Source organism: Rhizobium sp. YIM 134829 (assembly GCF_046546455.1).
Window position 1 is genome coordinate 356,075 of the sequence record NZ_JBKHKI010000002.1, and the last position, 24,727, is coordinate 380,801.

Sequence of the window (24,727 nt, forward strand, 5' to 3'; positions counted from 1 at the left end):
GCGGTTTGGGTCTGGGCGGATGCAGGGATCTTGACGACCGCGAGCGACACGGCTGCGCCGCCCGCAATCAGTAAGTTCCGACGTGTAGCCATCGGGCCGGAGCCAGGTTCATTCGATGTCATGGTCGTTTCCCTTTAGAAAAGTCGGGCTTCGTCGTTTCGACATGGACATATGTAAGTGAAACGTGCCCCATAGAGAGGCGGCGGAAATGACGATTACGATGCGGAAACTGACAAAATGGCCGAGCAGAGAGATGTCGTGGCGGAAGTCGGGCTGCTGATCTATCCCGACTGCCAATTGTCGGCGGTCTATGGCCTGACCGACCTTTTTCGGATCGCCAGCCAATGGGTGCCTTACCAGGCGGACCATCAACGGAGCGTCAGGGTCTCCCACTGGCAGGTCGCGCAGGACGATGTCGTCTGTGTCTGGGATAGCCATCCGGGATCGGCGCATCGTCTCAGCTATATCATCGCACCGCCGAGCATCATCATGCCCGCCAAGATGCAGGCCATGCCCGTGGCGGCGCGGTGGATGATAGCCCAGCATGATAAGGGTGCCACGATCGGATCGATCTGCGCCGGCGCCTTTGTGCTGGCCGAGACGGGATTGGTGGACGGCCGGCGTGTGACCACGCATTGGGCCTTCAGCGACGAACTGGCTGCGCGTTACCCGAAGCTTGAGCTGGCAGCCGAGCGAATGGTGATCGACGACGGCGACATCCTGACGGCCGGCGGAATTCTCGCCTGGACGGATCTCGGCCTGACGCTGGTCGAGAAACTGATGGGCGTTCAAACGATGCTGGCCACGGCCCGGTTCCTGCTGGTGGATCCACCCCGTCGCGACCAGGATGTCTACAGGTCCTTCGTTCCCAAGTTCGACCATGGCGATGCCGCGATCCTGCATGTCCAGCATCATATCCATGCCAAGGCATCGGAGGCTCATGACATTTCGGACTTCGCCGACCGGGCTGGGCTGACGGAACGCACCTTCCTGCGCCGGTTCGTCAAGGCGACAGGGCTTCGTCCGACCGAGTATCTCCAGCAGATCCGCATGATGCAGGCGCGGGACGCCCTGGAGACGACCGGATTGCCTGTGGCTCAAATCTCCTGGAATGTCGGCTATTCCGACGTCACCGCCTTCCGCCGAATCTTCCTCCGCGTAACCGGGCTGACACCGATGCAATACCGACAACGCTTCGGAGTTCGCTCCAATCTCGCATCTTAAGGGTATCTCCGCTCTTCGCATCATCTGGACAGAGGATCATGGAGCCCTACTGACTGCTCACTGCTCACTGATCACCGCTTCCCCTTCGGCAACGTCCCCGCGGACTTGAAGAACCCATCCCAGGGATCGTGCTTCAGGCCAGCAAGGCGGTTGGGGAGGCTATCGACGGTGAAGGTCGCCGGGCCGATCGCTTCGGTGAGTTCCTCCCAGGCGATCGGCGTGGAGACGGCGGCGCCGGGGCGGGCGCGGGTGGAGTAAGGAGCGACGGCGGTGGCGCCGCGACCATTGCGCAGATAATCGATGAAGATGCGGCCCTTGCGTTTCGCCTTGGTTGCGACGGCGAGGTACTTGTCCGGTTCGGCCCGGGCGGCTGCGGTGGCGAGACCCTTGGCATAGGCCTTGACCGACGCCCAGGTGGCGGAGGGTTTCAAGGGAACCACGACATGCAGGCCCTTGCCGCCGGAAGTCTTGACGAAGGCGGTCAGCCCGTCTTCCTCGATGAGTCCTTTCAGCAGATAGGCGCCCTCGATCACGGCGGACCAATCGACATCCTCGCCGGGGTCGAGATCCATGGTGATCATGTCCGGCTTTTCCATCGCCCTGGTCGTGGCGCCCCAGGGATGGATCTCCAGCGTCGCGGATTGCACCAGCGCCACCAGTCCGTCGAAATCGAGGATGCGCAGCAGCGGTTCGCCGCTCTTGTCCTTCGGGTCCTTGACCTGTCCGACCGCCTTGTTCATGCCGCGCCAGGCATGTTTCTGGAAGAAGCGCTGCTTGCCGTCGATGCCGTCCGGGCAACGCAGCAGCGACAGCGGCCGGTCGACGACGAAGGGCGCCATCAAGGGCCAGACCTGCGCATAGTAATCGGCAAGCCCCTGCTTGGTGACCCCCTCCTTCGGCCAGTAGATCCGGTCGGGATGGGTGAGCGCGATGCGCGCCTTGGGCACGGCAGCCGGTTTGACAGATGCTTCCTTGCCCGCCTTGGCACCCTTGTCCGGCTTGGCCGCCGGGGGCTCCGCGGTCTCATCCTTGGTCTCGCGCATGACGGCCTCCGGTCCCTTGTCCTCGCGCAGCCCGCGGAAGGCGGCGTGGCGCAGATTGCCATCGGCCGACCAGGCGCGGAACTCGACCTCCGCGACCAGCTTGGGTGCTGTATAGACGAGCCCGCGCCGCGCATCGGCCGTCAGTTTCTCGGCATATGGACTTTCATCCTGCTCGAGCGCCGACAGCTTCTCGAACAGCGACTCGGCCACACTGCGGGTGAACCCGGTGCCGACGCGGCCGACATGACGCAGGGCATTGCCCTCATAGACTCCCAGCGCCAGAGCGCCGATCGCGTGATCCGACGTCGATGACGGGACATAGCCGCCGATCACGAATTCCTGTCGCTCGGAGCATTTGGACTTGATCCAGAGCTTGGAACGGCCGGACTCATACGCGCTGTCCCGATCCTTGGAAATCACGCCTTCGAGGCTCAGCCGGCAGGCATGGGTCAGCACCAGATTGCCGTCGTCTTCGAAGTGCTCGGAATAGCGCAGCAGCGGATCGTCGCTGCGCAGCAGCTTCTGCAGGAGCGCCTTGCGCTCAACGAGCGGTGCCTTCCTCAGATCATGACCGTCGAGATGCATGCAGTCGAAGAGGTAGAAGGTGAAGCGGTCACTGCGGCCCTCGCTCAAATCCTCCTGGAGCGCGGAAAAATCCGAAGCGCCGTTGTCGCGCTCGACGACGATCTCGCCATCGAGGAGTGCGGTCTGGACCGGAAGGGCAGCAAGCGCTCCGGAAATGGCCGGACCGAACCGCTCCGTCCAGTCCAGCCCGCCACGGGTCAGGAGCTTGACGGCCCCTGCTTCGATGCGCGCCTGCAGGCGGTAGCCGTCGAACTTGATCTCGTGCAGCCAGCGTGTGCCGCCCGGCGCCTTGGCCTTTAGCGTTGCGAGCGCCGGATCGACAAAATCCGGCAGTGCGCCCTTGCGCGCACCCTTCGGCCAGGCATGGGCCTGCTGAGCTTCGGCGACAGCTGCGACCTTCTCCTTGCCCTTTGACCTTGACGGGGCTGTCTTCGTTGATCCGGCGGGCTTCGAACGAGCCCTGGCCGAGGCCGGCTTGGCCTTTTCCTTGGAATTCCAGGTATCCTCCGGTGCGGCCTCCACCTCGTCCAGCGTGCGGCCGGACTTGACCGACTCCGGGCGATCCTCGAGAAGCGCCTCCCCTTCCCCGGGCCGCGCCTCCTCGTCATCGCCCTTGATCAGCAGCCAGTTTTCGCGCGTCTCGCCGGGGCGGCCATGCATGCGGACCAGATGCCAGCGGCCCTTCAGCTTATCGCCGTCGAGCGTGAATTCGAGATGGCCCTTGCGGTAGGATTTAGCGAGGTCATGGATCGGGTTCCAGGTGCCGCGATCCCAGACGATCACCGTACCACCGCCATACTGGCCCTTGGGGATGACCCCTTCGAAATCATTGTAGGAGAGCGGATGGTCTTCGACATGCACGGCGAGCCGCTTGTCCTCGGGATCGAGGCTCGGCCCGCGCGTCACCGCCCAGCTCTTCATCACCCCATCCATTTCGAGGCGGAAGTCATAATGCAGCCGCGTGGCATCATGTTTCTGGACGACGAAGCGCAGCTGCCCTTCTTCAGCCGCCGCGGCAGGGTCCCCCTTCGGCTCGGGAGTGCGGTCGAAGCGGCGCTTGGCGTTGTAGGTCTCCAGGCTCATGGCTCAGCCCGCCTTACGGCGCGAGCCGCCGCGGGCCCCCTTGCCGCCTTCCGCCACGCTGCGCCGCAGCGCTTCCTTCAGGTCGACGATATTGTCGCGCTTCTCCACCTTGCGCTTGGGCAGCGTCTTGCCGGCAATCTTCGCCTGGACGAGCTCGGTCAAGGCCTCGTTGTAGCGGTCGGTGTAAGCCTGCGGATCGAAGCGGCCGGACTTGGTCGAGATGATGTGGCCGGCCAGCTCCAGCATCTCGTCGTCCATCTTGACATCGGGGATGGACTTGAAGGCCGTCTTGGCGGAGCGGACCTCGTAATCGAAATTGAGCGTCGTCGCGACGAGCGTCTCGCCCTGCGCGCGGATCAGCAGCGTGCGGTTGCGGCGAAACAGGATCGCCTCGCCGATCGCCGCCATTCCGTCCGCCGCCATGGCGCGGGCGAGCGCCGCCATGGTCTCGCCGTCGTGCTCGCCAACGGGTGCCAAATGATAGGGCCGGTCGAAATAGAGCGTGTCGACCGCCTCGATCGGCAGGAAGCGCTTGAGCGTGATCGTCTTGTCGTTTTCCGGCATCAGGGCGGCGAGCTCATCGCCTTCGATGGTGATGTAGTCACCATTGTCGAGCGCATAGCCCTTGATCTGGTCATCGCGCTCGACCGGCTTGCCCGTCTCGCTGTCGACGAACTGGCGCTCGACGCGGTGGCCGGTCTTGCGGTTGATGATGTTGAAGGAAATCTTCTCGGTGGAAGACAGCGCCGAATAGAGCCCGACCTCGCAGGAGATCGTCCGAAACTTCAATGTCCCCTTCCAACTCGCCCGCCGCGTCATCCACACACCCCGCCTCAGGATCTTCCACTCGTCCCCTACAACGACTGGACCGTGCGGCGGTTCCAGAGAGGGAGGCGGCGCGCGGTGTTCGCTGACCGGTGCGGTGCGTGGCGTTGTGGATGCAGAGTGGGACCGGCGGCCATGATCCATGGATCCGCTTTTATCGATCATTTTCTGCGCGTATGGTGATCGATAAGGCCACTGGATATCGCTCATCATGTCTTGGAACTGGGAACTGCGCGACTGGCCGAGCTTCACCTGGCAGGAGGAGCGTCTCAGGGACAAGGAGCAGGCCTTTATCGAGAACGCCGCTGTTTCCGTTGGCACATTGCGGCATCTCAGCGACACCGACCGCGCCGAGATCGTCATCGAGCGCCTCAGCGCGGACGCGTTGAGCACCTCGGCCATCGAAGGCGAGTTGCTCGACCGGGACAGCATCCAGTCTTCGCTCCGCCGCCAGCTTGGTTTGTCCGGGACACCATTTCGCAGCCGCCCGGCGGAGGCTGGCATTGCCGAGATGATGGCCGACCTCTACCGCCACCCTCATCTGCCGGTCACCGAGGCGCGATTGTTCGACTGGCATCGCATGATCATGAACGGACGCCGTGACCTGAGCGCGATCGGGAGTTACCGGCGCGACCCCGAACCGATGCAAATCGTCTCCGGTGCCTATGGCCGCCAGCATGTGCATTTCGAGGCACCACCGTCCGACCGCGTCCCCGCAGAGATGGGGCAGCTGCTGGATTGGTTGCGACGAACGGCGCCAGGCGCGCCTCAGGCCTTGCCAGCGATCACGCGCGCGGGGATCGCCCACCTCTGGTTCGAAAGCATCCACCCCTTCGAAGATGGCAATGGCCGTGTCGGCCGCGCGCTTGCCGAGAGCGTGCTCGCCCTCGCCGTCTCAAGCCCCACCTTCTGCGGCCTGTCGAAGGTGCTGCTTCGACACCGCAAGGCCTATTATGCCCAGCTGGAGGCCGCCAGCACGACGCTCGCCATCGATGAGTGGCTGAGCTGGGTTGCCGACCGCGCCCTGGAATCTCAGGAGGGTGCCGACCAACTGGTGAGCTTCGTGCTCGAAAAGGCGCGGATCATGGATCGATTGCGGGGGACTTTGAACTCGCGGCAGGAGAAGGTGCTGCTCCGGATGTTCGAAGCCGGGCCGGAGGGGTTCGAGGGCGGACTGAGCGCCAGCAAGTATGCGACGATCACCGGCGCGCCACCGGCCACCGTTACCCGCGACCTCAACGATCTCGTGGAGAGGGGCGCGCTGGTCCGCACGGGCGAAAGGAAGTCGACCCGCTACCACCTGCCGGTCCCGACCAGCGGCGCGCGCCGCTGATCGGGTGCTATTGCCGTCAGACGGTGGTGGTTGGTGCGCTTGTGCGGACAATGCGTACGGGGACGGATTTGGCGGCGGGGACCTTGCTCTTCTCCGCATGCTGCCAGAGCGGGATCAGGCCGTTGGCTTCTGGATAATAGGCGCCGGCGCAGCCGTCGGGAATGTCGTAGGGCACGACGCGCAGGCCATCCAGGCGACGCTCGATCTTGTCGTCGGCCACCGTTTCCAGCGCCACGATCTCCGCCTCGCGGATGCCGAGTTTGGCCATTTCCGCGCGGTTGAGGAAGAGCACCATGCGCGTGCCGTCGACGCCGCGGAAGCGATCGTCATAGCCATAGACGGTGGTGTTGAACTGGTCGTTGGAGCGCAGCGTCATCAGCCGCAGCACGCCCTCCTCGGCGAAGCTTGCGGATAGGGCACTCGGCAGCTTGAACTCGGCCTTGCCGCTCTCGGTTTTCCAAATGCGGGCGCGCACCGGCAGCGGTTTCTCCATGCCACCCGGCGTGTGCATGCGGGCGTTGAACTCGCGGAAGAGATCGGGATAGGTGGCCTCGATGGCGTTACGCACGATCGAGTAATCGGCGACCCATTCGTCCCATGGCACCTTCGCGTTCGGCTCCAGGCAGGATTTGGCAAGTTCCGCGACGATGCGCGGCTCGGAGAAGAGATGGGGCGAGGCCGGCTCGTGGAAGCCGCGTGAGCCGTGGAAGCAGGCGGTGCTGTCCTCCATGCTGACCGTCTGTGGCCCGGTCGCCTGCTGGTCGATCTCGGTGCGGCCGAGGCAAGGCAGCAGGTAGGCGACGCGGCCGTTGAAGAGATGGCCGCGATTGAGCTTGGTCGCCACCTGGACGGTGAGCCGCATCTTCGGCCAGTGCTCCTCCATCAGCCGCTGTTCTGGCACGGCGCGCAGGAAATTGCCGCCGAGGCCGATGAAGGCCTCGACCGTGCCGTTGATGATGCCCTCGCAGGCATCGACGGTCGACAGCCCATCCTCGCGCGGCGGCTCGAAGTCGTACAGCTCCTTCAGCCGGTCGAGCGGCACGAGATGCGCCTTCTCGGCAATCCCGACCGTGCGCTGGCCCTGGACGTTGGAATGACCGCGCACCGGACAGATGCCGGCGCCGTCGCGGCCGAGATTGCCGCGCAGCATCAGGAGGTTGACGAGCACCTGGACGGTCTCGACCCCGCGCCTGTGCTGGGTCAGCCCCATGCCATAGATGCCCATCACCGCCTTGGAGGTGAGATAGACGCCGGCCGCTTCCGTCATCGCCGACCGCGGCAGGCCGGATTCGCGCTCGAGCTCGGCCCAGTCCTGGGCGCGCACATAGTCGATGAAGGCTTCGGCGCCCTGGGTATGCTCGGCGAGGAAGTCGCGGTCGAGCACGCCATAGCCGCCCTTGGCGAGATCGACGTCGTCCGCCTCGATCACCGCCTTGGCCATGCCGACGATGGCGGCAATATCGCCGCCCGCCTTGACCTGGTGATATTGGCAGGAAATCTCGGTCGCCTTTTCAACGGTCATCTGCAGCGGGTCCTGCGGATTGACGAAGCGTTCCAGACCGCGCTCGCGCAAGGGGTTGAAGGTGACGATGCGGGCACCACGCTTCACGGCCTCCTGCAGCTGGTGAAGCATGCGCGGGCTGTTGGAACCGGGGTTCTGGCCGAAGAAGAACATGGCGTCGGCCGTTTCGAAATCCGAAAGCCGCACGCTGCCGACTGGCTGGCCAATGCTTTCCGCCAGGCCGACGGAGGTGGATTCGTGGCACATGTTCGAACTGTCGGGCAGGTTGTTGTTGCCGTAGAGCCGCGCCATCAGCGCGTACATGTAGGAGGTTTCGAGCGAGGCGCGGCCGGAGGCGTAGAAGACAGTGCGCTTCGGATCCTCGGCGCGGATGGCTTTCAACTCGCGGCCGATCTCGCGGAAGGCCTCCTCCCAGGTGGTTTCGACATAGTGGTCGGTGGCTGCGTCATAGCGCATGGGGTGCGTCAGCCGGCCGGTGCGCTCAAGCGTATAGTCGTCCCAGCCCTTCATTTCCTCGACCGTGTGCCGGGCGAAGAGCGCCGGGGTGGCGCGGTCGGGCGTCAGCTCCCAGAAGGTGGCCTTGGCGCCGTTCTCGCAGAATTCCGCCGGGTGCGGCTTGGCGGGCTTGGCCCAGGCGCAGCTGACGCAGGCAAAGCCATCCGGCTTGTTCTGCAAGGCGAGACCGCGAATGACGGATGCCGGGCGCTTGTTCTGCTTCGCCTGGCGCATCAAGGATTTGACGGAGCCCCAGCCGCCGGCCGCGCCGGTATAGGTCGTGATCTTCGGTACCTCGGACATGAGCAGTCTCCATGCGCTGCGGGAGGGGACGGCACGGGCGCCGCGGACAGGAACGGCCGGCCGGACTTTAACGTTCCACCACCACTGCCCTTACAGCGAACACCTATGGCGGGGCCGCTTCTTGGAAAGCCGACACCCGAAAATCTTTGCCGCGGATTTCACCTGTCTGGTGCGATCCGAACCTTGCCGTCATTCACGCGCGCGACATATAGCGCCGTGAACGCTCGACAATCCGCGACTGACAGGCTGCCAGCCGAAACGGGACGGATGACCGGGACCGCCTGCCCCTTCGACCCGGCCCCTTGAACCAGGGCCACAGCCACGGAGCGACGGACATCTCTTCACGGCCCCTCACGCCTTCGCCTGCGCCTCTCCGGCTCGCCCTCCTGCCAAGGCTGTCGGCGCCGGCCTGCGCGGGCCGGACAGGCCTTGCCTCTCCTCCGTCCATCTCCCGCCCGCTCGCCGCCTCTCTTCTCATCCTGCCGCTGGCCGGCTGCAGCGGCCGCCAATCCGCCCTGGACCCGGCGGGCACCGAGGCGAGCGCGGTCCATGATCTCTTCTTCGTGATGCTGATCGGCGGCGCGGTCATCTGGGCCCTGGTGATCGGCCTGCTGCTCTATGCCGGCCGCAGCCGGCCGGAGCCCGTCTCCGCCAAGGCCGCCAACCGGCTGATCCTCTGGGGTGGCGTCGCCTTTCCGGTCACCACCCTGTTCCTGCTGCTCGCCTATGCCGTCTGGCTGATGCCGCAGGTCAGGCCCTGGCTCGGCGCCGCGCCCGATGGCGCGCCACAGATCGAGGCGACGGGCGAGCAGTTCTGGTGGCGACTGCGCTATCTCGACCAGCCGGGCCAGCCCGGCTTCGAAACGGCCAACGAGGTGCGCCTGCCGGTGGGCGAGCGGACGATCTTCGCGCTCGAGGCCGCCGATGTCATCCATTCCTTCTGGATCCCGACGCTCGGCGGCAAGATGGACATGATTCCCGGCCGCACCAACATCCTCTCGCTGGAGCCCACCCGGACCGGAACCTTCCGCGGCCCCTGCGCCGAATTCTGCGGGACCTCGCATGCGCTGATGGCCTTCACCGTCGTGGTGATGGAGAGGGCGGACTATGAGAGCTGGCGCGCGGCGCAGGTGGCCGGGCATCCGGCCGTGCCGGAGCCGGTCAATGTTGGGCGGGACCTCTTCTTCCGCCACGGCTGCGCGGCCTGCCACGCGATCAATGGCACCGCCGCCATCGGCCGCGTCGGCCCGGACCTCACCCGGATCGCCGGCCGCGGTACGCTCGCCGCCGGCACGCTTTCGAACACGCCGGAGAACCTGGCTCGCTTCATCCGCGATCCCGGCGCCGTCAAGCCGGGCGTGAAGATGCCGGCCTATACCATGCTGCGCGCGGACGAGATCGATGCCATCGCCGCCTATCTCGGAGAGTTGCGATGAGCAGCGTTGATCTGGCGAGCCTGAAGGAAAACGACTTCTCGGAGGAGGAGCGCAAGGCGCAGGAGGAGCGGCTGCGCAAGGTCTGGGAAACGCCCAAGGGCTGGCGCTACTGGACATCGGTCAACAATACCGAGATCGGCCTCTGGTACGGCGCCACCGCCTTCATCTTCATGCTGTTTGCCGGCCTGCTCGGCCTTCTGGTGCGCGTCCAGCTCGCCGTGCCGGAAAACAGCTTCATCTCCGCCGATCTCTTCAACCAGGCCTTCACGCTGCACGGGACCATCATGATGTTCCTGTTCGCCGTGCCGATCTTCGAGGCGGTGGCCGTCTATCTGCTGCCCTCCATGCTCGGCACGCGCGAGCTGCCCTTCCCGCGGCTTTCCGCCTTCGGCTATTGGAGCTTCGCGCTCGGCGGCGTCTTCGTCTGCGGCTCGATCTTCTTCAACGCCGCGCCCAACACCGGCTGGTTCATGTATCCGCCGCTCGCCACCGACAAGGAGACGGCGGGGATAGGCGCCGATATCTGGCTGCTCGGCCTCTCCTTTATCGAGGTGGCCTCGATCGCCGCGGCCGTGGAACTGATCGTCGGCATCATGAAATGCCGCGCACCCGGCATGCGCATCAACATGATGCCGCTCTTTGCCTGGTATCTGCTGATCGTGGCGGGGATGATCCTCTTCGCCTTTCCGCCGCTGATTGCCGGCGACATCCTGTTCGAGATGGAACGGATGTTCAACTGGCCCTTCTTCGACGTGGCGCGCGGCGGCGATCCGCTGCTCTGGCAGCACCTCTTCTGGATCTTCGGCCATCCGGAGGTCTACATCATCTTCCTGCCGGCGATCGCCATCATGGCCATGGTGGTGCCGACCTTCTCCCGCCGGCCGATCGTCGGCTATTCCTGGATCGTGCTCGCCGCCGTCGGCACCGGCTTCTTGAGCTTCGGCCTGTGGGTCCACCACATGTTCGCGACCGGCCTGCCGCAAATGTCGCTCGCCTTCTTCTCCGCCGCGTCCGAAGCGGTGGCGATCCCGACCGGGGTGCAGATTTTCGTCTTCATCGCCACCATGCTTGCCGGCCGGGTGATCTTCTCGACGCCGATGCTGTTCGGCGCCGGCGGGCTGGCGATCTTCATCATCGGCGGTCTCACCGGCGTCATGGTGGCGCTAGTGCCCTTCGACTGGCAGGCGCACGACACCTATTTCGTCGTGGCGCATCTGCACTACGTGCTGATCGGCGGCATGCTCTTCCCGGTCGTGGCCGGCATCTATTACTACTACCCGCTGCTCGACGGAAAGAAGCTCTCCGACCGGCTCGGCAAGATCGCCTTCTGGCTGATGTTCGTCGGCTTCAACACCGCCTTCTTCCCCATGCATTTTGCGGGCCTGCGCGGCATGCCGCGCCGGGTCTTCACCTATCCCGCCGACATCGGCTGGGACTGGTTCAACCTCATCTCGACCATCGGCGCCTTCATCTTCGCCGCCGGCGTCGGCACGGTGCTGATCGATGTCGTCCGGCCAAAGGGCAAGGAGCCGCGCTGCGGGGACAATCCCTGGGGCTCCGGCACGCTCGAATTCATCTCCGAGCCCGATGAAAGCTGGGGCGTGCGCTCGGTGCCGATCATCACCAGCCGCTACCCGGTCTGGGACCAGCCGCAGCTGATCGAGAAGATGCGCGCCGCCCGCTATTTCCTGCCCGACGCCAAATCGGGCGCGCGCGAGACGCTGGTGACGACCGTGCTCGATGCCCGGCCGGTGCAGTGCCTGAGGGTCGGCGGCACATCGGTGGTGACGATGGTGGCCGCCTTCATGCTGGGCGGCGTCTTCATCGCACTCACCTTCCACTGGTGGATCCCGACCATCCTCTTCGCCATCGGCACGCTGATCGCCATCCTCTACTGGCTGTGGACCGGCACGGCCGAGGTGCCGAAGGAGGACGATTATGATGTCGGCATGGGCGTGCGGCTGCCGGTCTACGCCTCCGGCCCGGATTCGGTCGGCTGGTGGGCCATGTTCATCACCATGGTCGGCGACGGCACGGCCTATGCCAGCCTGATCTTCTCCTACTTCTTCTTCTGGACCATCCATGACGACTTCACCAACGGCATTAACGGGCCGGGCGCCTTCTGGCCGATGGTGGCGCTCGCCACTTTCGCTCTCGCCTGGGCAGCGATGCTCGCCGCGCGCCGCACCAACCGGGCAGACCGTCGCGGGGTGACGCAGGCGCTGCTGTCGGCCTCGGCGCTCCTTGCCATCGCCGGCTGCGTAGCCGGGCTCGCAGGGCCCTACACGGCCGGCATGGACCCGACGCAGCACTCCTATCCGGCGATCGTCTGGGTGGTGGCGATCTGGACCGTCGTGCATGGCGCGGTCGGCGTCCTGATGCAGCTCTATTGCCTGGCCCGCAGCCTGACCGGCCGGCTCACCGCGCGCTACGACATGGATCTCGGCAATGTCGTGCTCTACTGGCATTTCATGGCCATCACCGCCGTGACCAGCTTCGCGGTCATCGGTCTCTTTCCGCTGGTGAGGGCGTGATGCGGTTCATCAAGGAAATCGAGACCTTCTGGACCCTGTTCACCGCGCCGACCGTCTGGGCGCTGCACTTCCTCGTCTGCTATGTCGCCTTCGCTATCTACTGCGCGAAACAGGGTGCGCTGGCGCTCTCCTTCGACACGCTGCGGATCGGGCTTGGCCTCGTGACGCTGCTGGCGCTGGCGATGATCGTGCTCGCAGGCTGGCTCGCCTGGCGCCAATGGGGCTTCGGCACGGATGATCCGCCGCATGACGACCCGACCGACGAGGACCGCCGCAAGTTTCAGGGCTTTGCGACACTCTTGCTCTCGGGCCTAAGCTTCATCGCCGTCCTTTATACGGCGGTGCCCCTGCTCTTCATCGCGGCCTGCCAGTCATGACCGCGCCGCGCCGTACCCTCTTGATTGCCGGCCTCATCGTCTCCGCCCTGATCCTCGCCGCGATCGTGGCAAGCTGGGGCGACGGCTCCTTTGCCGCCCATATGATCATCCATATGGCGATCGTCGCCATCGCCGCACCGCTGCTCGCCGCTGCGCTCTCCGGAACGACCCTCGACGTCACACGAACACTTTCCTGGCTGACGCCGCTCAACGCTTCGTTGATCGAGCTCGTCATCGTCTGGCTCTGGCACGTGCCGGCCATGCGTGCGCTGGCGGAGGGTGCCCCGCTCTTCGCCGTGGCGGAGCAGGCGATGTTCCTGGCGGGCGGTCTGCTGCTCTGGCTCGCCTGCCTCGGTGGCCGCGCCGATGGCCGGATGGGGCGGCAGCTCGCCGGGGCGATCGGGCTCCTCTTCACCTCCATGCATATGACCCTGCTCGGCGTTCTCCTCGCGCTCAGCCCGCGACCTCTCTATGGCAGCGGCACGGTCACCTGTTTCGGCATGCCGCTCAGCGCGGCGCTCGACCAGCAGGCGGGCGGTGTGGTGATGCTGCTCGTCGGCGCCGTCTCCTATCTCGTGGGCGGCGTCGCGCTGCTCGCCGGCATTCTGGGCCCGGACGCAGCCGGTCATGCGGCCCCCGGTCCCGCGCACCATGTCAGGGAGGATGCCGCATGAGACTGCGCCTCAAACATCTCGTCGCGACCCTCGTCGCCGTGCCGATCCTGGGCCTGCTCGTCGGCTGGCTGGGGCTTGTGCCGATCGGTGCCTCCGGTGGCCACTGGGCGGCGACCGACTGGTTCCTGCACTGGGTGATGCGCAATTCGGTGCGCACCGCCTCGCTGGGGACCACGGTGCCGCCGCTCGAGGATCCGGCCATGCTGCCGCTCGGCGCCGGCCATTTCGAGACCGGCTGCGCCTTCTGCCACGGTTCCCCGGCTCAGGACCGCTCGGCCGCAGCGCTTGCCATGCTGCCGCCGCCGCCGAATTTGAGCGAGGTCGTGCCGACCTGGACGGATGCGGAACTGTTCGAGATCGTCCAGCACGGCGTGCGCCTTACCGGCATGCCCTATTGGCCGGTGCGAAACCGGGAGGACGAGGTTTGGTCGATCGTCGCCTTCCTGCGCCAGCTGCCGGAAATCGATGCCGCGACTTATCGCCAGCTTTCCGGCCTCGCAGAGCCCGTGCCCGGCGCCGTCGAGCCGCCGGCGCTCTCCTGCGATGGCTGCCATGCCGAGGAGCGGCTGACCGGCCGCAGCCTCATCCCCTCCCTCGCCGGCCAGTCGGAAGCCTATCTGCTCGACAGCCTGCGCGCCTACAGCGCGGGCACGCGGGCGAGCGGCGTGATGTCGGTGGCGATCAGCGCGCTCAAGGACGAGGATCTGCCAGCGCTCGCCACCGCCTATGCCGAGCGCGCCCGCCAGCGCAAGGAGCCGGCGGAAGCAAAGCCCGCCATGGTCGAGCTGGGACGCACGCTTGCCGAGCAGGGCGATCCGGCCCGGCGCATCCCGGCCTGCCTCTCCTGCCACGACAAGCCGGACGCCAACCCTGCCTTCCCCCACCTCTCCGGCCAGTCCGCCCCCTATCTGCAGAGCCAGCTGCGCCTTTTCGTGGCGAAGACCCGCGGCGGCAGCCAGTACCGCGATCTGATGCAGCATGCCGCCGAGCATCTGGAAGAAGCCGACATCCAGGCACTCGCCGCTTATTTCGCTGGTCGGCCCTGAGCCATGCGCAGCTGGGTACCGGCCATCAAAAAGGGCGGCATCGCCGATGCCGCCCTTCTCGTCAGGTGCTGATCTCTGCGCAGCGAGTGCGTCACGTCCCCTGCATGTTGCGGGCCGATTGCTGCGTCGCGCCCCGGACGACTTCGGCCTGCTCGGCATCCTCCGGCGTGTCGCTCTCCGGCGTGTTGGCGGGATCGAGCTCATGCGCGCCGCCATCGGCGAGTGCGCTGCCATAAAGCTCGCGCTCGGCATCCTGCCAGTGACGCTCATGGCTGCCATGGCTGCCGCCGTCCTTTTCCCAAAGCTCGTAGGCCCGGTTGCGGATCCGCTCCTCGCGATTGTCGTCCTGCGGCCTGTCCTGATCCATGGTCGTTCCTCCAGTGTAGCGAAGTCGGTGAAAACATCAGCAGCTGCCGATTGTTCCGGCCCCTGCCCTGCGGATGGCGGAACATTTGCGACGATTTCCGGTTTGGCTCCCACTAGACCCATACTCGGAAGGAGTACCCGCCATGCAACCTGTCAAAGAACCGAAGGCGCAGGGTTTCTACGAAGGCCGTGCGGAAGATTGCCAGGAAGCCATAGCCAGCAAGCTGCAGATGGTCACCGAGGCTGCGATGCATGCCGGCTGGTCGCGCGACGAAATCCGCGCCGCCTTCTGTGCACTGTCGTCGGAATTCAAGGATCACGAGACGCAGGCCGAAGCCGCGTGAGCGGCAACGAGGCCGCAACAGGGAGGACGCCATGGACGAGACCGTGAAAAGCAACGCCGCGCCCGGCACCACCGATCAGCTGCCGCGCTGGGAAGGGCCCCAGGCGACACGCCCGAGCAGCTACCTGCCGGCCAAGGATGATCCCGATGAGGCACCGGACGCGAATGGCGAGACCAACGCTGCGCCGGAGCGCGCCAAGGTCTCCGATGCCGGCAAGGTGAAGGGAGACTGAGCGATGAGCGACAAGCCTGCCGCAGAGAAGGACGCCGCCGGCGCCTTCACCCGCCCGACCATCGGCCGCACCAATGATGGCGTCTCCAGCGCCAAGCCGACGGTCATCACCGGCTCCGAGGATGCGACCGAGCATCGCGAGCCACCATCGCGCGACAAGTCCGCCAAGGACTTCGACCTGAATTTCAAGGAACGCGACGCAAGCGCGGGTGACCCGAACAAAGCCTGACAGCCTTAGAAAAGAAAAGGCCGGCTTCTCCCCACGGGGTAGCCGGCCTTCTTGCGTCAGGCCACGGCCAAGGCGCGATTGTTGCGCGACAGGTAGAGAATCCCCTTCTGGAGCAGGATGAAGGCAAAGAGCAGCACGCCGATGAGGATCTTCGTCCACCAGGAGGACAGCGACCCGTCGAAGGTGATGTAGGTCTGGATCAAGCCCTGGATGAGAATGCCGATCAGCGTTCCAGCTACGAAGCCGGAGCCGCCGGAGAGAAGCGTCCCCCCGATCACCACCGCCGCGATGGCATCGAGCTCTACCCCGACGGTGGCGAGCGAATAGCCTGCCGAGGTGTAGAGCGAGAAGACGATGCCGGAGAGGCCGGCAAGTAGGCCGGAAAAGGCATAGATCATGATCGTCGTCGTCGCCGTCGGCACACCCATCAGCCGCGCCGTCGCGGTGCCGCCGCCGAGTGCATAGACATTGGTGCCGAAACGGGTGCGGTGGGCGATCAGGATGCCGACGAGGAAGACGAGCAGCATCAGCCCGCCGATCAGCGTCAGCCGCCCGCCGCCCGGCAGCTTGAGATAGAAGCTCTTCATCGTCGCATAGAAGGGGTGGCGGATCGGGATGGAATCGATCGACAGCACGAAGGCCATGCCGCGTGCGAGAAACATGCCGGCGAGCGTGACGATGAAGGCCGGCATTTCCAGATAATGGATGATCGCCCCCATGATCGCCCCGAAGGCGGTGGTGATGACAAGCGCCAGCGCGAAGGCGGCGAGCGGATGGATGGAGGTCGATTCCATGAGAACGGCCAGGAAGACGCCGGTGAAGGCGATGACCGAGCCGATCGATAGATCGATGCCGCCGGAGAGAATGACAAAGGTCATGCCGACCGCCGCGATGCCAAGGAAGGCGTTGTCGGTCAAGAGATTGCCGATGACCCGCGTCGAGAACATCGCCGGGAACTGGATCGTACACAGCACATAGCTCAGCACGAAGATGAGGATCGTCGCGGCCAGGGGAAGGTGACGGGCTTTCATTTCACTTTGCTCCCAATGGCAGGCTTCGTGCCTTCGACCGGCGTGTTCGGCCGGTCGTCGCGGCGCGAGAAGAAGGCGAGCGTGCCTTGCAGCTTCGGCGACTGCAGAAGCAGGATGAAGACGATGATCGCCGCCTTGATGATGAGATTGAATTCCGGCGGGAAGCCGGAGAGCAGAATGCCGGTGTTGATCGCCTGGATGATCATGGCGCCGAAGAGCGAGGCGGCAATGGAGAAGCGTCCGCCCAGCAGCGAGGTCCCGCCAACGACGACCGCCAGGATCGCGTCGAGCTCGAGCCAGAGGCCGGCATTGTTGGCATCCGCACCGCGAATATCGGCGGCGGCGATCAGGCCGGCCACCGCGGCGCAGAGGCCGGAAAGCACATAGGCCGCAATCAGCAGGATCGGGGTGGAGACGCCCGAGAGCGTCGAGGCGCGTCGGTTGACGCCGATCGACTCGATCAGCATGCCAAGTGCCGTGCGCCGGACGAGGAGCGCCACGAGCAAGCCGGCCATGAGCCAGATGACGACCGGCATGGGCAGATAGAAGAGCGAGCCGGAGCCGATGAAGATCAGGCCGGGATCGTTGAAGGTGAGGATCGCGCCGCCGGTGACCATCTGCGCGATGCCGCGGCCGGCGACCATCAGCACCAGCGTGGCGATGATCGGCTGGATGTCGAGCAGCGCCACCAGCACGCCGTTCCACAAGCCGCAGGCAAGGCCGACGCCGATGGTGATCAGCAGGGTGAGCGGCAGAGAGACGCCGGAGGTGATGCAGGAGGCGGCGACCGCCCCGCAGATCGCCATGACCGCGCCGACCGAGAGATCGATGCCCTTGGTGGCGATGACGACGGTCATGCCGATGGCAAGCAGCGCCACCGGCGCGCCGCGGTTCAGGATGTCGATCAGGCTGCCATAGAGCCGGTCGTTCTGGACGGCGAGATTGAAGAAGCCGGGAAAGGCGACCGAGATCAAGCCGAGGATGATGGCGAGCGCGATCAGCTGGGGAAGCAGACGCCGGCCATAGGCGCTGAGGATCGACATTATGCGGCCTCCGTCTTGTGGGCGGTGGCGATCGCATTGACGATGCCGTCCGTGGTGATGGCCTCGCCGGTCAGCTCCGCCACATGTTCATGGTCGCGCAGCACGATGACGCGGTGGCTGTAGACGACCAATTCCTCGATCTCCGAGGAGATAACGACCAGCGCCATGCCCTTCCGGCAGAGCTCCTCGATCAGACGGATGATTTCGGCATGGGCGCCGACATCGATGCCGCGGGTCGGCTCGTCGAGGATGAGGAAATCGGGATCGGTCGCCAGCCAACGGGCGAGGATCGCCTTCTGCTGGTTGCCGCCCGAGAGCAGCTTGATCGGCTTTTCCCGGTCGGAGGTGCGGATGTCGAGCGCCTTGATGTACTGGTCGGCCAGCCGGTCCTGTTCGGCGCGCGAGATGGGCCGCGCCCAGCCGCGTCGCGCCTGCAGGGCGAGCGCGATGTTCTCCCGCACGGAGAGATCGCCGATGATGCCGTCGGTCTTGCGATCTTCCGGGCAGAAGCCGAATTTCTGACGAATGGCGGCGCGCGGCGAGGTGAGATCGACCGGCTTGCCGTCGATCTCGGCCGTGCCGCTATCGGCCTTGCGGGCGCCGAACATGACTTCCGCCGTCTCGGTGCGGCCCGAGCCGAGCAGGCCCGCAATGCCGATCACCTCGCCGGGGCGGACATCGAGATCGAAGGGATTGATACGCCCCTTGCGGCCAAAACCACGGAAGCGAAAGCGGACATCGCCGGCCGAGCTTGTATCGGCATGGGCGGCGGAGCGCACCTCCTGGTGCAGTTCGCGCCCGAGCATCATGGCGATCAGATCCAGACGCTCGAGGCCGGCCGTCTCGCGGGTGCCGACCAGCTGGCCGTTGCGCAGCACGGTGATGCGGTCGGTGATCTCGAAGACCTGCTCGAGGAAATGGGTGATGAAGATAATGCCGAGCCCGCGCTCCTTCAGCCGCCGCACGACGCGGAACAGCATGGCGACCTCGTGGGCGTCGAGGCTGGCGGTCGGCTCGTCGAGGATCAGCACCTTGCCGGACAGATCGACGGCGCGGGCGATCGCGATCACCTGCTGGATGGCCACCGAATAGCTGTCGAGCCCGGCGGTGACGTCGATATCGAGCTCGTAGTCTTTCAGAAGCGCGCGCGCCATGCGGTTCATGCGGCGTGTATCGACCAGGCCGAAGCGGCGTGGCTGGCGGCCGATATAGAGATTTTCAGCGACGCTCAGGTTCGGCAGGAGATTGACCTCCTGATAGACGGTGCCGATACCGAGGCGCTGGGCATCCAGCGTGTCGCGCGGATCGACCTCGACGCCGTCGAGCGTGATCGTGCCGCCGTCGCGGTGATAGGCGCCGGTCAGGCATTTGACGAGCGTCGACTTGCCGGCACCGTTTTCGCCGAGCAGCGCATGGACCTCGCCGCGGCGCAGCTCGAAATCGACCTTGTTGAGGGCGCGGGCACCCGGGAAGATCTTGTCGATGCGGCTGGCGGACAGAATGATGGTGGACTGCATGACCCTCTTTCCGGAATACGCGACAGGCAGGCCGAGGGGCGCGGATGGCTTCCAGAGGCATGCGGGGACGATGGTGTCGCGGGACGGCACGCGCCTCGGCCGGCGCGAAGATGCGCCTGCCGGATCGAGGGAAGCGACCCGGCAGGCGCTCGATCAAAGAGAGGGTGGGACGCGGGCCTCCAGGCCGGAACAGATCCCGGCAAGGCCCACGTCATGCCCTCAACCTGAAGGCGCAGCTTAGTAGCCGAGGCCCTTTTTCTCTTCATAGACCTTCTTCGGATCGTCGGCCTGGGTGTAGAGCTTCGATTCCGTCTGGATCCACTTCGGCGGCATGGTGCCGTCTTTCTTGAAGGCGGCGAGCGCGTCGAAAGCCGGGCCGGCCATGTTCGGGGTCAGCTCGACGGTGGCATTGGCTTCGCCGGCAGCCATGGCCTGGAAGATATCCGGAACGGCGTCGATCGAGACGACGAGGATGTCCTTGCCGGGCTTGAGGCCGGCTTCCTTGATCGCCTGGATGGCGCCCACGGCCATGTCGTCATTATGCGCATAAAGGGCGCAGATGTTCTTGCCGCCGTTTTCGGCCTTCAGGAAGCTTTCCATGACTTCCTTGCCCTTGGTGCGGGTGAAGTCGCCGGTCTGCGAGCGGACGATCTTCAGATTGTCATGGCCCTTCAGCGCCTCTTCGAAGCCCTTCTTGCGGTCGATGGCCGGCGAGGAGCCGGTCGTGCCCTGGAGCTCGACGACGTTGCAGGGCTTGCCGGCGGTGTTGTCCACCAGCCACTTGCCGGCGACATTGCCTTCATGGACGAGGTCGGAGGTGACCGCCGTCATGTAGAGGTCCTTGTTGGCATCAACGGTGCGGTCGAGCAGGATGACCGGGATCTCGGCATCCTTGGCTTCCTGCAGCACTTCGTCCCAGCCGGTGGCGACGACCGGGGCGACGAGGATCGCGTCCACGCCCTGGGCGATGAAGGAGCGGAGCGCCTTGATCTGGTTTTCCTGTTTCTGCTGCGCATCGGCAAACTTCAGATCAATGCCGCGCTTCTCAGCTTGCTGCTTGGTCAACGTCGTTTCAGCAGCACGCCAGCCGGACTCCGAACCGATCTGCGAAAAGCCGACCGTCATATCCGCAGCCGAAGCGGCCGAAAAAACGCAGGCAGCCAAAACCGTTGCACAGCTAAGTGCCTTGACGAATTTCATGGATTTCCCTCCCGAGGAATATCGCATCAGTGCGATGCGAGGATTTAGTCATATAGTATTATTATTGTAAAGTGCTTTTGTGACCGTTTCCAACATTGCTGGAGCGGTCCAGACCCTCCGCATCCTCCTCGACGCGGAATGCGGGCCGCACTCGCCGAAACGGCATGGTGCGACCCTCAGTTCGTAAGATCAAGCTTTCGTTTCAGCCTGCCCGTAATAGGCGCCCGGCCCATGTTTGCGCTTGAAATGCTTGGCAAGCAGCTCCGGCTCGATCTCCGGCAGGCGCGGCTCGAGCTGCAGCGACATCAGCGCCATCTGGGCGATGCATTCGACCGCGACTGCGACCTCCACCGCCTTCGCCACCGTCTTGCCCCATGTGAAGGGCGCATGGCGGTTGACGAGGACGCCCGGGAAATCCAGCGGATCGAGATTGCCGATCCGCTCGACGATGACGTTGCCGGTCTCCCATTCGTAAGCCGTGGCGATCTCCTCTTCCGTCATCTTGCGGGTGACGGGGATGGCGCCGTTGAAATAGTCGGCATGGGTGGTGCCGAAGATCGGGATCGCCCGGCCGGCCTGGGCAAAGGCGGTGGCATGCGAGGAATGGGTGTGCACCACGCCGCCGATCTCCGGAAAGGCCATGAGCAGGCGCCGATGGGTCGGCGTGTCGGAGGACGGGTTCAGCGTCCCCTCCACCCGCTTGCCGTCGAAATCGACGATGACCATGTCCTCCGGCTTCAGCGCCACATAGTCGACGCCGCTCGGCTTGATGGCGAAGACGCCGCGGGCGCGGTCGACCGCGCTCGCATTGCCGAAGGTGAGGTTGATGAGGCCATGGCGCGGCAGCGCCACATTGGCCTCGTAAGCCTCCCGTTTCAGTTCGGTATACATGCCGCCCTCCCCTTACGCCCGGATGCCGCGCGCGAAGTGGTAATAGACCTCGTTGTTGCGCAGATCCTGCTTGAAGGTCGGCAGCGTCGTCTCGTCATTGATGACGGCAAGCTCAATGCCGGCGATGGTGGCGAAGTCTTCCAGCATCTCGGTCGTCACATCATAGCTATAGGCCGTGTGATGCGCGCCGCCGGCGAGAATCCAGGCCGTGCAGGCGGTCTTGAAGTCGGGCTTGCACTTCCAGACCGCGCGGGCGACGGGAAGGTTCGGCAAGGCCGGATGCTCGACCGCCTCGACCTCGTTGACCAGCAGGCGGAAGCGATTGCCGAGATCGACGAGCGTGACGTTCAGCGCGTTGCCGGTGCGGGAATTGAACACCAGGCGGACCGGATCTTCCTTCCCGCCGATGCCGAGCGGATGGATCTCGACCGCCGGCTTGTCCGACGCGATGGTCGGGCAGATTTCGAGCATATGGGCGCCCAGCACCTGCTCCTCGCCCGGAGCCATGTGGTAGGTATAGTCCTCCATGAAGGAGGTGGCGCCGGACATGCCGTGGCCCATGACCTTGACGGCACGCAGCAGCGCCGAGGTCTTCCAGTCGCCTTCGCCGGCAAAGCCGTAGCCGTCGGCCATCAGGCGCTGCGGCGCGAGGCCCGGCAGCTGGGTGAGCCCGTGCAGATCCTCGAAAGTGGTGGTAAAGCCCTTGAAGCCGCCCTCCTCAAGGAAGGCGCGGATGCCGAGTTCCTGGCGGGCGTTGTAGAGCAGCCGGTCATGGCGGGCGCCGCCCTTGGCGAGTTCCGGGACCACCGCATAGAGCGTCTCATATTCGGCGGCGAGTGCTTCGACATCGGCATCGCTGATCGCATTCATCTTGGCGACGAGATCGCCGATGCCATAGCCATTGACCGAGAAGCCGAAGGCCATTTCGGCCGAGACCTTGTCGCCCTCAGTGACGGCCACCTGACGCATATTGTCGCCGAAGCGGCAGAAGCGGGCGCCCTGCCAGTCGGCCCAGGCGCGCACGGCGCGGATCCAGGCGTCGATGCGGGCATGGACTTCCGGGTCCGTCCAGTGGCCGACGACGACCTTGCGGCCGAGGCGCAGGCGGGTATGCATGAAGCCTGCTTCGCGGTCGCCATGGGCGGACTGGTTGAGGTTCATGTAGTCCATGTCGATCGTGCCCCAGGGGAGCTCGCGATCATATTGCGTGTGGAGATGGAGGAACGGCTTCTGCAGCTGCGAGAGGCCGCGGATCCACATCTTGGCCGGGGAGAAGGTGTGCATCCACAGGATGATGCCGGCGCATTCCGGATCGGCATTGGCGGCGATGCACATCTCGGCGGCCTGGTCCGGCGTCGTCACGATCGGCCGGTTGACGATTTCCAGCGGGAACTTGCCCTCGCGGCCGAGGCCGGCGGCGATTTCGCCGGCATGCGCGGCCACCTGCTCCAGCGTCTCCGGCCCGTAGAGGTGCTGCGACCCGCAGACGAACCAGATCTTCAGAGGCTTCAACCCAATCATGTCTTTCAACCCTTGCTCCAAGTGGCAGTGAGCGCGCGGCGCTTAAGCGTGCGCGGCGTATTTGATGTCGATCAGCTCTTTCATGAGCTGTGTGAGGTCGGCCGAGGCGGTCAGCCCGCCGAAGCTGTCGTGCAGCTGCCGGTAAAGGCCGTAGATCCGCTCGTAGACGGCCTGGTTTTCCGGATCCGGTGCATAGCTTTCGCTCCGCAGCGAGGTCATGGCCGCCTTGGCGCTGTCGAAATCCGGATGGGCGCCGGCGAGGACCGAGGCCGCGATGGCGCCGCCGAGCGCACAGGTCTGGCTGGAGCCGGCGACAAGCATGGTGCAGCCGGTGACATCGGCATAGATCTGCATCAGCATCGGGTTCTTCTCGGCAATGCCGCCGGTGCAGACGACGCGATCGACGGCGACGCCGTACTCCCGAATGCGCTCGATGATGGCGCGGGCGCCGAAAGCGGTGGCTTCCACCAGCGCGCGATAGATCTCGGCGCGGGTGGTGTAGAGCGTCTGGCCGAGCAGCAGGCCGGTGAGGCGCTGGTCGACGAGGATCGTGCGGTTGCCGTTGTTCCAATCAAGCGCCAAGAGGCCGGACTGGCCGGGCTTCAGCCGGCTGGCTTCGGCCGTCAGCTCTCCATGCAATGCGCCGGAGCCGCCACAGACGCCTTCGACCCACCATTTGAAGATATCGCCGACGGCCGATTGGCCGGCTTCAACGCCGAAGAAGCCCGGGAGGATCGAGCCCTCGACGATGCCGCAAATACCGGGAATATCTCCCGGATTCTTGGAGACGGGAATGACCGCGCAGTCGCAGGTGGAGGTGCCGATAACCTTGACCAGCGTGCCCTCTTCGACACCGCAGCCGATGGCGCCATAGTGGACGTCGAAGGCGCCGACAGCGATCGGGATGCCCGCGGGAAGCCCGAGCTTATCGGCCCATTCGGGGCTGAGCGTGCCGGCGGGCGTCGCGGCATCATAGGCCACGTCATAGAGCCGGTCCCGGAGATCGGCGAGCTTGGGGTCCAGCATGGACAGGAATTCCTTGTCCGGCAGGCCACCCCATTTCTTGTTGTAGAGCCCCTTGTGACCGGCGGCGCAGACGCCACGCACCACGGCCTTCGGATCGGTGACGCCGGCGAGCTGCGAGGGAAGCCAATCGGCCAGCTCTACCCAGGAATGAGCCGCCTCGAAAACCTCGGGCGCGACATTCAGGCAGCGCCAGATCTTCGACCACCACCATTCCGACGAATAGGTGGAGCCGACCATGGCGATATAGTCGGGCCGATGCGCGGCGGCAATCTCGGTGATCCGCGCGGCCTCGCGCCAGCTCGTATGGTCCTTCCACAGCCAGCACTGGGCGTCGTAATTGTCCGTGAAGCGCGGATCCATGCCGAGCGCGCGGTTGGCGCTGTCGACGGGGAGCGGGCTCGAGCCGGTGGAATCGACGCCGATGCCGGCCACCTTCGCCACGTCGAAGTCCGGCTTGGTGCGGGCCTCGGTCAGCGCACGGGCGACGCTCTGCTCCAGGCCGTAGAGGTAATCGGCTGGGTTTTGGCGGGCGACATTGTGGTCGTTGGCGTCAAGCAGGACGCCCTGCGTGCCGCTCGGATAATCGACGACGCCGGTGCCATATTCCTTGCCATCGGAGGCGCGCACGATCAGTGCACGGACCGAATTGGTGCCGTAGTCGATGCCGAGTGTAAACATGAACGCTCCGTCTCTGCCTGATGCGGACCTGCCGCCTGCGACCAACCGGGGCCGGTCACCGGTCCCTTGATGTCGTCCGCTCTTTGTTCGTCGCTCTCGGGGCTGCGAAAGACCGCCAAACGGCAAGAAGGCCCGCGCGCCTTTCCTCGAAAGGGCGCATTGGCATTTCC

The 24,727-nt window shown here is 65.2% G+C and carries 21 protein-coding genes; 10 read left to right on the top strand and 11 right to left on the bottom strand.

The annotated features are described in order from the left end of the window. The first annotated feature begins 237 nt into the window (after positions 1-237). The gene (locus ACLE20_RS06585; protein WP_410939454.1) at positions 238-1,224 is read left to right on the top strand and encodes a GlxA family transcriptional regulator; all 987 of its coding nucleotides are present in this window, start codon (positions 238-240) and stop codon (positions 1,222-1,224) included. Positions 1,225-1,295: 71 nt separating this feature from the next. Here the strand turns inward: ACLE20_RS06585 and ligD are convergent, their stop codons facing one another. Together ligD and ACLE20_RS06595 are read right to left on the bottom strand one after the other, a co-directional pair. Then, positions 1,296-3,935 carry a DNA ligase D gene (gene ligD, locus ACLE20_RS06590; protein WP_410939455.1) on the bottom strand — a complete coding sequence of 880 codons (2,640 nt, stop codon included), beginning with the start codon at positions 3,933-3,935 and terminating at the stop codon, positions 1,296-1,298. A gap of 3 nt (positions 3,936-3,938) precedes the next feature. Further along, the gene (locus ACLE20_RS06595; protein WP_410939456.1) at positions 3,939-4,754 is read right to left on the bottom strand and encodes a Ku protein; all 816 of its coding nucleotides are present in this window, start codon (positions 4,752-4,754) and stop codon (positions 3,939-3,941) included. Between the two features lie 217 nt (positions 4,755-4,971). Between ACLE20_RS06595 and ACLE20_RS06600 the strand changes: the two genes are divergently transcribed. Further along, entirely contained in the window at positions 4,972-6,093 is a 1,122-nt protein-coding gene (locus ACLE20_RS06600; RefSeq protein ID WP_410939457.1) for a Fic family protein, read from the top strand. Between the two features lie 16 nt (positions 6,094-6,109). Here ACLE20_RS06600 and ACLE20_RS06605 read toward each other — a convergent pair whose 3' ends face one another. After that, entirely contained in the window at positions 6,110-8,413 is a 2,304-nt protein-coding gene (locus ACLE20_RS06605) for an FdhF/YdeP family oxidoreductase (protein WP_410939458.1), read from the bottom strand. Positions 8,414-8,715: 302 nt separating this feature from the next. Here ACLE20_RS06605 and ACLE20_RS06610 point away from each other — a divergent pair, with 302 nt between their 5' ends. From ACLE20_RS06610 to ACLE20_RS06630, 5 genes are read left to right on the top strand one after another with little or no spacing between them, the layout of a single operon-like run. Beyond that, positions 8,716-9,849, top strand: coding sequence for a c-type cytochrome (locus ACLE20_RS06610; protein ID WP_410939459.1), 1,134 nt, complete (start codon positions 8,716-8,718; stop codon positions 9,847-9,849). Further along, positions 9,846-12,383 (top strand): cytochrome c oxidase subunit I, encoded by a 2,538-nt coding sequence (gene ctaD / locus ACLE20_RS06615; RefSeq protein ID WP_410939460.1) that lies wholly within the window; start codon positions 9,846-9,848, stop codon positions 12,381-12,383. The genes ACLE20_RS06610 and ctaD overlap by 4 nt, the downstream gene beginning before the upstream one ends. Continuing rightward, the gene (locus ACLE20_RS06620; protein WP_410939461.1) at positions 12,383-12,760 is read left to right on the top strand and encodes a hypothetical protein; all 378 of its coding nucleotides are present in this window, start codon (positions 12,383-12,385) and stop codon (positions 12,758-12,760) included. Before ctaD ends, ACLE20_RS06620 begins: the two co-directional genes overlap by 1 nt. Continuing rightward, positions 12,757-13,434, top strand: a complete 678-nt coding sequence (locus ACLE20_RS06625) for a cytochrome c oxidase assembly protein (RefSeq protein ID WP_410939462.1) — start codon at positions 12,757-12,759, stop codon at positions 13,432-13,434. Before ACLE20_RS06620 ends, ACLE20_RS06625 begins: the two co-directional genes overlap by 4 nt. Continuing rightward, entirely contained in the window at positions 13,431-14,480 is a 1,050-nt protein-coding gene (locus ACLE20_RS06630) for a c-type cytochrome (protein ID WP_410939463.1), read from the top strand. The genes ACLE20_RS06625 and ACLE20_RS06630 overlap by 4 nt, the downstream gene beginning before the upstream one ends. A 91-nt stretch (positions 14,481-14,571) precedes the next feature. Here ACLE20_RS06630 and ACLE20_RS06635 read toward each other — a convergent pair whose 3' ends face one another. Then, positions 14,572-14,847 (bottom strand): DUF2934 domain-containing protein, encoded by a 276-nt coding sequence (locus tag ACLE20_RS06635; RefSeq protein WP_410939464.1) that lies wholly within the window; start codon positions 14,845-14,847, stop codon positions 14,572-14,574. 142 nt (positions 14,848-14,989) lie between these two features. Here ACLE20_RS06635 and ACLE20_RS06640 point away from each other — a divergent pair, with 142 nt between their 5' ends. The 3 genes from ACLE20_RS06640 to ACLE20_RS06650 are packed head-to-tail and all read left to right on the top strand — an operon-like array spanning position 14,990 to position 15,650. Beyond that, positions 14,990-15,190, top strand: a complete 201-nt coding sequence (locus tag ACLE20_RS06640; protein ID WP_410939465.1) for a hypothetical protein — start codon at positions 14,990-14,992, stop codon at positions 15,188-15,190. 31 nt (positions 15,191-15,221) lie between these two features. Continuing rightward, a complete protein-coding gene (locus tag ACLE20_RS06645) occupies positions 15,222-15,422 on the top strand; it encodes a hypothetical protein (RefSeq protein ID WP_410939466.1) in 201 nt (66 codons plus the stop codon). A gap of 3 nt (positions 15,423-15,425) precedes the next feature. Continuing rightward, positions 15,426-15,650: a hypothetical protein gene (locus ACLE20_RS06650; protein ID WP_410939467.1), complete on the top strand. Its 225-nt coding sequence runs from the start codon at positions 15,426-15,428 to the stop codon at positions 15,648-15,650. Between the two features lie 56 nt (positions 15,651-15,706). Here the strand turns inward: ACLE20_RS06650 and yjfF are convergent, their stop codons facing one another. The 7 genes from yjfF to ACLE20_RS06685 form a co-directional block, all read right to left on the bottom strand. Then, positions 15,707-16,681, bottom strand: a complete 975-nt coding sequence (yjfF, locus tag ACLE20_RS06655) for a galactofuranose ABC transporter, permease protein YjfF (protein ID WP_410939468.1) — start codon at positions 16,679-16,681, stop codon at positions 15,707-15,709. Beyond that, the gene (locus ACLE20_RS06660; protein ID WP_410939525.1) at positions 16,678-17,727 is read right to left on the bottom strand and encodes an ABC transporter permease; all 1,050 of its coding nucleotides are present in this window, start codon (positions 17,725-17,727) and stop codon (positions 16,678-16,680) included. Before ACLE20_RS06660 ends, yjfF begins: the two co-directional genes overlap by 4 nt. Continuing rightward, entirely contained in the window at positions 17,724-19,241 is a 1,518-nt protein-coding gene (gene ytfR / locus ACLE20_RS06665; protein WP_410939469.1) for a galactofuranose ABC transporter, ATP-binding protein YtfR, read from the bottom strand. Before ytfR ends, ACLE20_RS06660 begins: the two co-directional genes overlap by 4 nt. Positions 19,242-19,478: 237 nt before the next feature. Beyond that, positions 19,479-20,441, bottom strand: a complete 963-nt coding sequence (ytfQ, locus tag ACLE20_RS06670) for a galactofuranose ABC transporter, galactofuranose-binding protein YtfQ (RefSeq protein WP_410939470.1) — start codon at positions 20,439-20,441, stop codon at positions 19,479-19,481. A 189-nt stretch (positions 20,442-20,630) separates the two neighbouring features. Next, positions 20,631-21,332, bottom strand: coding sequence for an L-ribulose-5-phosphate 4-epimerase AraD (gene araD / locus ACLE20_RS06675; protein ID WP_410939471.1), 702 nt, complete (start codon positions 21,330-21,332; stop codon positions 20,631-20,633). Between the two features lie 12 nt (positions 21,333-21,344). Next, entirely contained in the window at positions 21,345-22,853 is a 1,509-nt protein-coding gene (gene araA / locus ACLE20_RS06680) for an L-arabinose isomerase (RefSeq protein WP_410939472.1), read from the bottom strand. A gap of 42 nt (positions 22,854-22,895) precedes the next feature. Then, positions 22,896-24,557 carry a ribulokinase gene (locus tag ACLE20_RS06685; protein WP_410939473.1) on the bottom strand — a complete coding sequence of 554 codons (1,662 nt, stop codon included), beginning with the start codon at positions 24,555-24,557 and terminating at the stop codon, positions 22,896-22,898. Between the last annotated feature and the right edge of the window lie 170 nt (positions 24,558-24,727).